The following is an 11,808-nucleotide window of genomic DNA, read 5'->3' as shown; positions in this document are numbered from 1 at the left end:
AAATAACGCGATCAGGCAAGAGAATCGGGGAAGGAGGGTGCGCGCAGTCGTTTCTTCTGGAGACGGCACGGTCTTGTAGGCAGGTTGCGAACGCCGTTGAGGGACGGCGGTCGAAACTACGGAAGCGTCGGTTATTCAAGCAATACTGAAGCGTCCGTAATTTCCTGAAGGCACGTTGCGGTTCCGGTCTTGCCACTGTGCAAAGGGGAAGAGTTAAGCGCCGGAGGCGCACGCACCCGCTTCGAGCGGGGGCGGGCGACCCGGTTCCTTATCATACGAGTTACCTCAAAAGGAGGGACTGATGGATAAAAAAGAGTTCACGGTCTCGGAAGTCATCGACTCTATCGGCATCAGCAAGCACACGTGGGTCGTGTTCGTGCTGCTGGCCTTTGCCATGATCTTCGACGGCTACGACTTCATGATCGTCAATTCGACCAACCTGTTCGTGGCCCATACGTTCTGGCCCGACAACGCGAACCCGGGCGCGCTCATGGGCTCGCTGACCACGTGGGGCCTGCTGGGCATGGTGCTCGGCGGCGCGTTCGGCGGCATCATGTCCGACAAGATCGGCCGCAAGAAGACGCTGATCGCGGCCGTCATGTTCTACGGCCTGTTCACGCTGCCGCAGGCGTTCGCGAACGACCTGGCGTTCTTCGCCGCGTTCCGCCTGATCGCCGGCTTCGGCGTGGGCTCCTGCATCCCCGTTGTGACGACGGTGTTCTCCGAGAGCATGCCCTCCAAGCAGCGCGGCATCTTCGTGACGTTCGGCATGGCGTTCATGGTCGTGGGCTGGGTGCTCGCGGGCCTCATCGCCAACCCCATCTGCAACGCGGCCACGCCGCTGCTGGGCGACTTCACGAACCAGGTGACCTACACGCTCGCGGACGGCGGCACCGCCACGATGTACGCCAACTGGCGTCTGTGCTACCTGATCGGCGCCATCCCGCTGCTCTACGGCATCGTGCTCATCTTCGCCATGCACGAGACGCCGCACTGGTACGCCAACTCCGGCAACAAGGCCATGGCCTGCAAGCGCCTGACCGAGATCGAGCAGGCCACGCGCCACACGTCCCATGAGTACGACCCCGCCCTGCTCATCGTGCCGCCGAAGCCGGCCAAGACGGGCCCGAGCGTGCTGTTCTCCAGCAAGTTCATCGTGGCGACCTGCGCTATCTGGGCCGCCTACTTCGTGGGCCAGTTCTGCGTGTACGGCATGAACGCCTGGATCCCCACGTGGTTCGTGGGCCTGGGCTACTCGCAGGCTGACTCGGTCGCCCTCCAGACGTGGAACAACGTGGCGGCCATCGCCTCGAACATCGCCGTGGGCTTCGTGTCCGACAAGGTGGGCCGCAAGCGCAACCTGGCGTTCTCCTGGCTCTTCTGCATCGTGGCCATCGTCCTGTGCTCCATCTTCGTGGCCCCGAACAACATGGGCCTGTGCATCGCCCTCATGCTGCTCTTCGGCTTCGCGCTGAACTACGCCATCACGGCCGTCCAGCCCCTCATGCCCGAGAGCTATCCCACGGCCATCCGCAACACCGGCACGTCCTGGTGCCAGGCGTTCGCCCGCTTCGGCGGCTCCGCCTCCTCCATCGTGCTCGGCGGCATCGCCGGCATGGCGTTCTTCCAGACGGCCACCGGCGCCACGAACTGGTCGACGGTCGTGCTCGTGCTCATCGTGCCGTTCGCCCTGGGCTTCGTCTGCACCGTGCTGTTCGTGAAAGAGACGGCTGGCAAGACCATGGACCAGCTGGCGGCCGAGGAGGAGAAGCTCGGCGCCTCCGAGCGCGACGGCAACATGCGCTTCATCATCATGCTGGTGATCGTGGCCATCCTGGCCGTGCTCTGCATCGCCTGCCCGCTCATCGTGCCGAACTGGGCGAAGCAGCCCTACGCCCTGCCGCTCATGGCAATCGGCCTGCTGCTCCCGTTCGTGTACTTCTTCGTGTTCGGCGGCGCGCAGCTCGCCAAGAACAAGGCCGCCAAGGCCTCCGCTTCCCTGGGCGACGAGGCCTCCACGAAGGCTTAAGCGCTCTTTGACCTGCCGCGCATACGCGCGTTGAACGAGAAGGGCCGGAACCTGCGGGTTCCGGCCCTTTCTCATGGTGCTCGGTGCGGGAAAGGCTGCAGCCCTTAGGCGTTGCCCCCCTCCTCCTGCGCCAGCAGCTCCTCGTAGGTGTAGCCCTTGCCCGAGAACAGCCAGTTCTTTGCCTTCTCGAGCTTGGTGGCGCCGGGGTTCTTGAGGCCCTCGCTCAGGCCCTTGTACTCCTCCTTGATGCCCATGGCGATGACGGCCGCCGTGGCGATGCGCAGCTTGGCCACGTCGCGCACCCGTATCTCGTAGCAGGCGCCGCGGTTCTTGAAGTCCACCACCTGCACATGCGCCTCCTTGTGCCCGTCCTCCTCGTCCACGAAGTCGAAGGGCGGGTTGCTCAGGCTGCCGTCGATCTGCCACTTCATCCCGTTGACGTAGTAGTGCTCGAACAGGTGCAGCGTGTGGAACACGTACTCCCATCGCTCCAGCTTCAGGTAGTAGGTGAGCGCCTTCGCATCGGGCTTGATGGAGCCCATTTCTCCGCCCATGCGGCCGAAGATGGCCACCCGGTCGCGTTCGCCCGACCAGGCTCCCTTGAGGCTCAGGAACACGTCGCCGTCCTCGTACCACACGTCGAAGTCCTCGTGGCGCGCGATGGCGTCCACCGGAAAGTACACCTTGTTGTTCTTCAAAGAAATCCCCCTTAAAAGGCACGTTTTCGCTTGCTTCGATTATAGCGCAGGGGTGCTTGGCGCAGGGCGCTCGAGGCTGTTTTCAGGGGTTGCATCGGGGTTTGCGCGCTTTGGTGATGAAAGTCTAAAAATTGCCTTTGAACAGGCAAAATAACAAACAGTAAACCACCGGGTTGACGAAAATCAACCTCCGGGGACGATGGTATGATCCTCAAAATTGTCCCCGTGATTCGATGCCCCTCCCGCCCGGGCAACTAAGCTGTTTCCCGTCAGGCTTTCGCTGACGAACATTATGGCAAGGGGTTGGCAGCAAGACGGCGCGATGCGCCGCCCGAGCCGGCCGAAGAAATGAGACGGAGGATTCCCCTATGTGCTTCAGACCAGCAGATGCAGGTGCGAGCGGCGGCATGAACAAGTGCCCCGAGTGCGGCAAGACCATCCAGATGATGGCCGGCGTGACGTTGAAGGCATGCCCGTTCTGCAAGGCTGACTTCACGCCGTACATCAACGGTGAGAAGCCGCTGCCGAACGCGGCTCCCGGTGCCCCCGCGGCCCCCGCAGCTCCCGGCGCCCCGAAGGCCCCCGCGGCCCCCGGCGCTCCCAAGCCTCCCACCGCGTAAGCGGACGCGATGCTTTAAGCGGCGCCTGCAAAGGGGACGGGCGCCGCGACCACGGAAGGGGGTGGTCCCCAGCACGAGGATCTACACGAGGTTTCGCGCGATGACAAGCGCAGAGATGCTTCTACCGAAACACGAGTGAGAGTGTAGAAAGAAGGAGAACATGGCATACGGTAAACAGTGGCAAACCGTGATGGAAGACGGGACTGTCGTAACCCGCAGCAACACGTGGTCGCCTCCGGGAAGCCACCCGGTGGGATACGGCGTCAAGGTTGTCACGAAGGACGGCGAGCTCGTCCGCATCGAGGGCGACGACGACAACCCCATCACCACGGGCCGCGTGAACGCGATGAACCTCGCGCTGCGCGAGTACACCTACGCGCCTTCCCGCATCATCCACCCGATGAAGCGCAACCCGGAGGACCGCGGCAAGGATAAGTGGGTTCAGACCACGTGGGACGAGGCCCTGGACACCATCTGCGACAAGGTGCGCTACTTCCAGAACACCTACGGCCCCGAGTCCATCGTGGTCTTCGGTGGCACCGGCCGCGAGGCTTGCATCTTCTACTATGCGCTGACGTTCTCGGTGCTGCAGTCGCCCAACTGCTGCTACACGCAGTCCGGTTGGTCCTGCTACGGCCCGCGTTGCTCCATCTCCGACTACGTGCTGGGCGCCGGCTACCCCGAGCTCGACTACGCCGGTCATCTGCCGGGCAGCTACCAGGACCCGCGCTACACCGTGCCGAAGTGGATCGTGGTCTGGGGCAAGGAGCCCCTGCCCTCCAACGGTGACGGCTTCTTCGGCCACTGCCTCGTCGACCTGATGAAGCTTGGCACGAAGATCATCTCCATCGACCCCCGCATCACGTGGGTGGGCGCGCACGACGGCAACATCAACCTGCAGGTCCGCCCGCAGACCGACACGGCCCTGGCCCTCGCCATCATGAACCTCATGTTCGAGAACGGCGAGTACGACCAGGAGTTCGCCGAGAAGTGGATCTACGGCCTCGACGACATGAAGGCCCGCGCGGCCGAGTACCCCGTCGACAAGGTTGCCGAGATCACCGGCGTCGACGCCGAGGACATCAAGCGCGTCGCGCACATCATCGGCACCGAGCGCCCGATCGGCTGGGCGTGGGGCCTCGCGTTCGACCAGAACAAGAACGGCGTGCAGCTGTCCCAGGCGTTCATCGTCCTGGCTGCCCTCGCCGGCTCCATCGACCGTCCCGGCGGCCTGACCCTCGGTCCTCCGTCGGCCCTGCTCGGCAAGTGGCGCATGGAGCAGCGCGGCGCCATGGACGACGAGGTGTGGTCGAAGCGCATCGGCGCGGCTGCGTGGCCCGGCCTGTCCACCGGCATGGCTACCACCCAGCCCGACGAGACGCTGAACACCATGGAGACCGACCAGCCCTACGCCCTGAAGATGGGTTGGTTCAACAGCTCTAACTTCCTCACCCCGACGTGCTCCGCGCAGCCTAAGCGTTGGCACAAGGCCCTGCAGAAGCTCGAGTTCGTCGTGGTTCAGGACCTGACCATGACCCCGACGGCCATGGCCGTGGGCGACTACTTCCTGCCGATGGCCACGTGGGCCGAGCACAACGGCATCGTGCTCACGCACTACGGCCGCAACACCGTGTTCATGGGCCCCATGAACAAGGCCCTGCAGGTGGGCGAGTGCAAGTCCGACGTGGAGATCTGCCTCATGTTCGGCCAGCGCCTCAACCCGTCCTGGTGGCCGTGGTACAAGCCGGCCGACGGCAAGTCCCTCGACCTCGACGCCCTGGCGGTTGCCGTGGAGGACTTCTACAGCGATCAGTTGAAGGAGCTCGGCATGGACTGGAACCAGTTCCGCGAGGAGGGTCTCTACCAGCCCGGTGCCCATGGCTTCGAATACGAGAAGTATGAGAAGGGCCTGCTCCGCTTCGACGGCGAGCCCGGTTTCAACACCATCACGGGCCAGATCGAAGCCTACTCGATCCTGTACGAATCCTGGGGTGAGGATCCGCTGCCTTACTACGAGGAGCCGAACTACAGCCCCATCAGCAAGCCCGACTTCGCCGGTCAGTACCCGCTGATCACCACGTCCGGCTCGCGCCGCTACAGCTCGTTCCACTCCGAGCATCGCCATGTGCCCTCGCTGCGTCAGATCGATCCGTGGCCGTGGGTCCAGATCAACCCGGAGACGGCTGCCGAGTATGGCATCACCGACGGCGACTGGTGCGAGGTGTACAACATGTTCGGCGAGGCCCGCTTCAAGGCTGAGATCACCCCGGTTATCAAGCCCGGCATCCTGAACTGCGCGCATGGCTGGTGGTTCCCCGAGCAGGATGGCGAGGAACCCAACCTGTTCGGCGTGTGGAAGTCCAACTTCAACAGCCTGGTGCCGCACTTCAACGTTGGCAAGCTTGGTTTCGGTGCTCCGTACAAGGGTGTCATGTGCAATGTCCGCCGCGTCCGTAGCCTGGACCAAGACTAACCCGAAAGGAAGTGGCGATAATGGCAGACCAGAAATACGCTTTGCTCGTTGATTATACCTACTTCTCCGGTAACCATGCCGCAGAGATCGCTTGCAAGGAAGAGCTGGGCCTCCCGCTTGACCAATTCGGCATCAAAGAGGTCGAGGTCGGCCCGTTCCGCAAGGGTGAGGGTTCCGATGGCGACGCATGGGAGTGGTTCTACATTCCGTGCCCGACGTCGATCTTCTCCGAGCACTGGGGCACCGGCGGCGACAAGGCCGGTCAGCGTCCCCTGGCCGTCCAGGTCGAGGAGTCCGCGTCTATGTACTACGGCACGCTTGAGGAGATGCAGGCCAAGATGGCGGAGTTCGATCGCCCGATGGTCCTGTTCCAGCTGTAAGCCGATAATGCTATGATTGTCGTGGCCGCTGCCTTCGCGGCTGGCGGCCACGACTCTGTAACGACTGACAAGGAGGGTATAATGACGCATGATGAGTTCATGGATCTCGATCCTCAGGCAGCAGCCGATAAGCTGAACGCTCTCATAGCCGAGGGTAAGAACCAGGACGAGGCTGCGGCCGAGTTCGAGCTTACCAAGCCGGATCTGCTGAAGCTGAACGTCTTCTTCGTGAAGGACAAGTACATCGCTCGTGCTTGGGGCGGCTACACCTCCACGAAGGCTACCGGCAACGAGGGTGCTGGCGAGCTTGGCCTTGGCGGCAGCTTCAAGGACATCAAGCCGGTGAGCTAAGCTTTAAGCAGTAAAGCTTGCGAAGAGGCAAAGGGAGGACTCGCTTGTTGCTCGAAGTGGGTCCTCTTTTAGAATGGCGAGCACTACGGCGCCTGCAGCGCTTTGTTGGCGATAAAGCCTTACGGGCACCGTATTGGGAACTGTGGGAACCATTGGGAACGCGGGCACCGAACCGCACAAGGAGACGAGGGCTTATGGGAACCGAAGATGTCATCAGGGCCGAGATCGAGGAAATGGGTCGCCTGACCCCCGAGCAGGAGGACATCCTGTACAACATCTCCCTCAAGCAGGACGAGCTGGGACGCGAGTCCACGAACCTGCTGATGGAGAAGGTGAAGGGCAGCCCCCTCTACGAGCCCATGATCGAGCGCGAGTACCTGACGTACGACGTGTTCAACCACGGCGGCAAGCACGAGATAGCCTGTCTGTACGTTACGCTCAAGGGCCTGCGCTACTGCATCATGTTCGCCGACGAGCTCTCCGCGCGCCGCAAGCTCAACCCGGCGGGCGCGCCTTGGAAGCGGGCCTGCTAGATCCCTCCCCCTGCATGAAGGGTCCGCACCTCGGGGGTCGATCTGCAAACATCGATACGGGAAAGGCCCGCGCTACAAGCGCGGGCCTTTCCCGTAGTGCGCGGCGTGTCGGCTGCCGGTCCATGCCCTACGCCGGGCGCAGGGCGACGTCGATGAGGTAGCCGCCGTCCTCGCCGGTCTCGTACACGAGGAAGCATCTTTGGAGCTGTACCGGCTCGCCGTCTGGGTGCCGGACGCTCCGCGCCGTTTCGAGGAAGCGTGGTGGGAACGCGAGCGAGCCCTCCTCGGGGTCCTCCATGAAGTCCGTGCAGCCCTTCGCCTCGAGCGCGGTGCGCACCGGCTTCACGTCCGGCCCGAAGGCCTTCGCCGTTTTCAGGAAGAAATCGGTCTCGTCGAACGCGACGCACGGGTGCGCATGCGCGGCGCGCTCGTTCTTCTGGCGCATCTCGCTGCGGTGTTTGTTCTCCAGCGAGCAGTAATGCATGCCGAAGCCCAGGTCCTCGTCGAGCGCCCACAGCATGAGCTCGAGCGCCAGCTCCTCGCTGCCCGCAACGGCCAGACCCCCCGAGTATCCGTAGTCGTACATGACCTCGAACGGCGGGTTCTTGAGGGTGAGGCCGCGCCGGGCGAACTCGTCCCAATTGCAGAAGGGGAAGCAGAACTCCAGCAGGTTGATGCCGTCGATGCCCACGTCCTCGAACTGGCGGAACAACTGCTGAAGGTGGGTGCGTGCCCCGGGGATCACCGGCATCTCCACCATGACCGAGGGGATGAACCCCTTGGCGAGCCGCATGGCCGCGATCACGCGCTCCTGCTGCTCCGGGGCGTCGTCGTCCTTCACGCTGAAGCGGATCTCGTCGAGGCCGGCGTCGCGCAGGCGCGCGGCGGCCTCGACGGTCAACAGGTCGCCCGAGGTGTAGAGGCGCTTGTGGGCGCCGGGCCACAGCTCGCCCGCGCGGCCGAGGAAGCGCAGGGCGTTCTCCAGGTCGAGCAGCGGCTCGCCCCCGGTCAGGCCTACGCAGGCGAGCGCGCCGTTCTCGGCCGCCGCCCGGTTCACACCCTCCTCCCATGGGCAGCCCTCGCGGAAGAACTTCTCGTAGTCGGGCTGGTTGTGGTTGAAGCAGAAGTAGCAGTCGCGGTGGCACTTGAACGTGGTGGAGAACGTCTCCGACCCGCGGTTGCCCGTGCACTCCACGCAGGCGGGGGACAAGTGCCCCGCGCTCAGGCTGGCGCCCGCGTTGCGCACGGCCACGCCGCGCGCCGCCAGCTGTGCGCGCAGTTCGGCGCGTCGTTGCTCTCCCGCGCCTTTCTCGGCGAACACGAGGCCCTTGTCCTCGAGCGTTGCCACGTAGCGCGCACCCACCGCCTCGTACTCTGCGAGGGCTGCGTCCAGGGCTTCATTCGACATGGGGATTCTCCTTCGTTATCTGCGGCTTTCCATTATAGGGCACGAATCGCCGTTCGTGGTAGACTGTGGTCGGAAAACGGAAGCGAGGACGGTATGGCAGAGGTTTCGATAGAGAGGCGGTTCCGCGGCTCGGTGCGCCTCGTGACGCTGCATCTCTGGCGCGTGGCGAGGTCCACGGACGTGGAGGATGGCTTCAGGGAAGCGCGCAGGCTGGGCATGCTCAAGCCCGAGGACGAGGCGTTCGTGCGCTCCTGTTTCGCGCTTGACGGCCGGATGGAGGCGGGCGCGCCCCTCGACGCGCCGCCGAGCCAGGACATGGTGGACGAGCTGCAGCGGTGCGCCATCCGCCTCAACACGGCCGATCCGGCGTGAGGGCGGGGGCCGGTCGGGCGAGGGCGCCGATTGGCGCCGGCACAGCGGGCAGGGGCGGCGTCCGTGTGCTACAATGGAGTCCACTCGGTAGAACTGTCAAAGCGGTCATTCGTTCCCAGCCCGTTCGTCGTGCTGCGTCCCGGCGCGCCGGGGCCTTGCGGGACGCGCGGCTTACCTGAAGGCCGGCCGCGGGGCCTCTGTCCCTCCTGCGGCATCCAATCGAAGGCGACCCGACGGCTCGCAGACCCTCGGCGCTGCATGCGCCGCGCGGTCGCGGGGAGGGGAGGGCCCCTGCCCGCGCCTTGCCGTCGGTTTACGTTCCTGTCAATGCGAAAGAAGGAGATCAAGACGATGCAACTTGGCTCAACGGTAACCCTGGTGTACACGGGCAAGCTCGACGACGGCACGGTGTTCGGCTTCGCCACGGAAGAGAAGCCCATGAAGTTCCAAACGGGCATGGACATGGCCATCGACGGCTTCGAGAAGGCCATCCTGGAGATGAACGAGGCGGGCGAGAAGAAGACGTTCACGGTGGACGAGTACGGCGCCTACGGCGAGTACCTCGAGGGCCATGTGGCGAAGATCCCCCTCGAGCAGATTCCCGTGAACGACGTGAAGGTGGGCAAGCGCATCATGCTGTCGAGCAGCGAGGACGGAGCGCCGATGCCCGCCACGGTGCTGGACATAACGGACGGCCTGGTCACGTTCGACCTGAACCACCCCCTGGCGGGCAAGAGCCTGACGTTCGAGGTGGAGCTGCTCGAGGTGGAGGACGCTCCCGAGGACTTCGTGTCCGCCGCCGAGAAGGCGCAGCACCTGAAGGAGCAGGCGAAGCTCTTGGGAGGCGACCAGGGCGAGGACTTCCGCTAATGTGCTGGTCGTGCAATCCCATCTGCGGCGGCTGCCGGCCGCCGCGCAAGCGCCCGGTGAAGTGCCCCGAATGCGGCATGTTCAACGCGGTTGACCTCGAGCACTTCTCGAAGCCCAACCCGTGCACCAAATGCGGCTTCGACCTGACCGACCTGGCCCTACCGGAGCCGGTGACCTGCACGATCTGCGGCGAGGTGTGCTACAACCCCTGCCGCAAGGGAAAGACCGAGCAGCCCGACGGCGAGCTGCGCCCGTGCCAGGTGCGCGTGAGCGAGCCGCTGTAGGCTTCGCCCGGACCGGCGCCTCTTTGGTTCGCCCGCCGCTTCTCCGACGGCCTCCGGCTTTCCGGGCAGAACGCCCGGAAAGCCGGAGGCCGTGCGGCTCTTCTGCTCCCGGACGGCTCGCCCGGGCGTCCGGCTAGGCGTGCGCGGCGCACCAGGCGCAGGCGCTCGGGGCGGCGGCGATGCCGCCGAGGGCGCTCTCGCGCAGCTCGAAGGGCAGCGCGCGTCCCACAGAATCCATCGCGGCCACCGTCTCGTCGAAGCCCACGAGGTTGCCCACGCCCGCAAGCGCGATCTGCGCGCTCACGAGCGCCGTGGCCGCGGCGGTGGCGTTGCGCTTCTGGCAGGGCACCTCCACGAGGCCGCCCACCGGGTCGCACACCAGCCCCATGAGCGAGGAGAGCGCGTTCGCGGCCGCATCGAGAGCCTGCGCCGGCGTGCCGCCCGCCATCTCCACGGCGGCCGCGGCGGCCATGGCGGCGGCCGCGCCGATCTCCGCCTGGCAGCCGCCTTCGGCGCCCGACACCGTGGCGTTGCGGGCTATGAGGTACCCCACGGCACCGGCGGCCAGCAGCCCTCGGCGCAGCGCGGCGGCGTCCAGGCCGCGCTCCTGCTCCAGGGCCAGCAGCACGCCGGGCACGACGCCGGCCGAGCCGGCGGTGGGGGCGGCCACGATGCGGCCCATGGACGCGTTCGTCTCCAGCACGGCCAGCGCGTACTCCATGGCCGCGCCCGCAAGGCCGTCGACCACCGCGGGCCCCTGCTCGCGCGAGCGACGCACGTCGCGCGCCTCGCCGCCGATGAGCCCGCCCATGGAGGGCACGGGCTCGCGCAGGGGCTCCGTGGCCGAGGCGCGCATGACGGCGAGCACCCGGTCGGCGTAGGGGAGGGCGTCGCACGCGCGCCCGTCGAGGGCGGCGAGTGCCTGCTCGCGGGCCAGGAACGCGCCGGCCAGCCCGGCACCCTGCTCGGTGCAGCGGGCGAGCAGCTCGGCGCCCGAGGCGAAGTCGCAGGCGGCGAAGCGCTCCTCGGCCTGCTCCGCACCTGCGGTCGCACACGCGCCCGTGCCGCCCGCGGGCCGTCCCGCGGCATCGCCCGCCGCCCGTCCCGCTGCGCCGTCGGCGGGCACGATGCGCACGTCGCGCACGGCGGGGTGGCGTTCGATGGCGGCCTTCGCCTCGGCGGGCGCCGGGCCGTCCAGCTCCATGACCGTGAACGCCTCGGACCCGCGGCGCGTGCGGTACATGCGCGCCGTGGCGATGTTCACCGCGCAGTCCGAGAAGCAGCCTGCTATGTGCGCGAGCACTCCCGTCTCGTCGCGCTGGCGCACGACCACGCTCGTGTGCTCGCCGGTGACGTTCACGTCGATGCCGTCGATGCGCGTGACAACGGCCGCGCCGCCGCCCACGCTCACGCCCCGCACCTCCAGCGCGCCGCCTTCCGCATCCACGATGCGCGCGTCCACCGTGTTAGGATGCTCCACGGCGGCTTCGCGGTCGCAGCAGAACGAGAAGGCCAGCCCGGCTGCATGCGCGCGCTCGAACGAGTCGCGCACGCCCAGGTCGTCGGGCTCCAGGCCCAAAAGGCCCGCGACGAGCGCCTTGTCGGTGCCGTGGCCCGACTGCGTGTGCGCGAACGAGCCGTACAGCGTGAACTCCGCGCGCACCGGCGTCGCCGCCAGCAGGCTGCGCGCCATGCGCGCGATGCGCAGCGCGCCCGCCGTGTGGGAGCTGGAGGGGCCCACCATGATGGGGCCGACGATGTCGGCGAACCCGAACGTATCCATGCGCGTC

General features: G+C 66.0%; 12 protein-coding genes. 9 read left to right on the top strand and 3 right to left on the bottom strand.

Annotation, left to right across the window (positions count from 1 at the left end; genetic code table 11):
• Window positions 1-301: 301 nt before the first annotated feature.
• Window positions 302-2,029, top strand: coding sequence for an MFS transporter (locus LB310_RS08640; protein ID WP_096227012.1), 1,728 nt, complete (start codon window positions 302-304; stop codon window positions 2,027-2,029).
• Window positions 2,030-2,133: 104 nt separating this feature from the next.
• Here the strand turns inward: LB310_RS08640 and LB310_RS08635 are convergent, their stop codons facing one another.
• Window positions 2,134-2,727, bottom strand: a complete 594-nt coding sequence (locus tag LB310_RS08635) for a hypothetical protein (RefSeq protein ID WP_278806033.1) — start codon at window positions 2,725-2,727, stop codon at window positions 2,134-2,136.
• Between the two features lie 368 nt (window positions 2,728-3,095).
• Here LB310_RS08635 and LB310_RS08630 point away from each other — a divergent pair, with 368 nt between their 5' ends.
• From LB310_RS08630 to LB310_RS08610, 5 genes are all read left to right on the top strand, one after another.
• A complete protein-coding gene (locus LB310_RS08630) occupies window positions 3,096-3,347 on the top strand; it encodes a hypothetical protein (protein WP_087190442.1) in 252 nt (83 codons plus the stop codon).
• 160 nt (window positions 3,348-3,507) lie between these two features.
• Window positions 3,508-5,820, top strand: a complete 2,313-nt coding sequence (locus LB310_RS08625; RefSeq protein WP_301154913.1) for a molybdopterin-dependent oxidoreductase — start codon at window positions 3,508-3,510, stop codon at window positions 5,818-5,820.
• Between the two features lie 20 nt (window positions 5,821-5,840).
• A complete protein-coding gene (locus LB310_RS08620) occupies window positions 5,841-6,200 on the top strand; it encodes a hypothetical protein (RefSeq protein WP_087190444.1) in 360 nt (119 codons plus the stop codon).
• A gap of 81 nt (window positions 6,201-6,281) precedes the next feature.
• A complete protein-coding gene (locus LB310_RS08615) occupies window positions 6,282-6,551 on the top strand; it encodes a hypothetical protein (protein ID WP_087190445.1) in 270 nt (89 codons plus the stop codon).
• Between the two features lie 194 nt (window positions 6,552-6,745).
• Window positions 6,746-7,084 (top strand): hypothetical protein, encoded by a 339-nt coding sequence (locus LB310_RS08610; protein WP_087190446.1) that lies wholly within the window; start codon window positions 6,746-6,748, stop codon window positions 7,082-7,084.
• 127 nt (window positions 7,085-7,211) lie between these two features.
• On the opposite strand, the gene LB310_RS08605 is transcribed toward LB310_RS08610, so the two are convergent.
• Window positions 7,212-8,492, bottom strand: a complete 1,281-nt coding sequence (locus LB310_RS08605) for a radical SAM protein (RefSeq protein ID WP_301154912.1) — start codon at window positions 8,490-8,492, stop codon at window positions 7,212-7,214.
• Window positions 8,493-8,585: 93 nt separating this feature from the next.
• Here LB310_RS08605 and LB310_RS08600 point away from each other — a divergent pair, with 93 nt between their 5' ends.
• The 3 genes from LB310_RS08600 (at window position 8,586) to LB310_RS08590 (ending at window position 10,018) form a co-directional block, all read left to right on the top strand.
• Window positions 8,586-8,864, top strand: a complete 279-nt coding sequence (locus LB310_RS08600; RefSeq protein WP_278806028.1) for a hypothetical protein — start codon at window positions 8,586-8,588, stop codon at window positions 8,862-8,864.
• Between the two features lie 351 nt (window positions 8,865-9,215).
• Complete coding sequence (locus LB310_RS08595; RefSeq protein ID WP_049784210.1) at window positions 9,216-9,734, top strand: FKBP-type peptidyl-prolyl cis-trans isomerase; 519 nt, start codon at window positions 9,216-9,218, stop codon at window positions 9,732-9,734.
• The gene (locus tag LB310_RS08590; protein WP_015540474.1) at window positions 9,734-10,018 is read left to right on the top strand and encodes a hypothetical protein; all 285 of its coding nucleotides are present in this window, start codon (window positions 9,734-9,736) and stop codon (window positions 10,016-10,018) included. The genes LB310_RS08595 and LB310_RS08590 overlap by 1 nt, the downstream gene beginning before the upstream one ends.
• Before the next feature lie 133 nt (window positions 10,019-10,151).
• Here LB310_RS08590 and sdaAA read toward each other — a convergent pair whose 3' ends face one another.
• Window positions 10,152-11,801, bottom strand: coding sequence for an L-serine ammonia-lyase, iron-sulfur-dependent, subunit alpha (gene sdaAA / locus LB310_RS08585; protein WP_278806026.1), 1,650 nt, complete (start codon window positions 11,799-11,801; stop codon window positions 10,152-10,154).
• Between the last annotated feature and the right edge of the window lie 7 nt (window positions 11,802-11,808).

Origin of the sequence: Gordonibacter sp. RACS_AR49 (assembly GCF_030418435.1) — a bacterium.
Taxonomy (GTDB): domain Bacteria; phylum Actinomycetota; class Coriobacteriia; order Coriobacteriales; family Eggerthellaceae; genus Gordonibacter; species Gordonibacter urolithinfaciens.
This window is presented reverse-complemented; position numbering and strand designations above follow the sequence as displayed.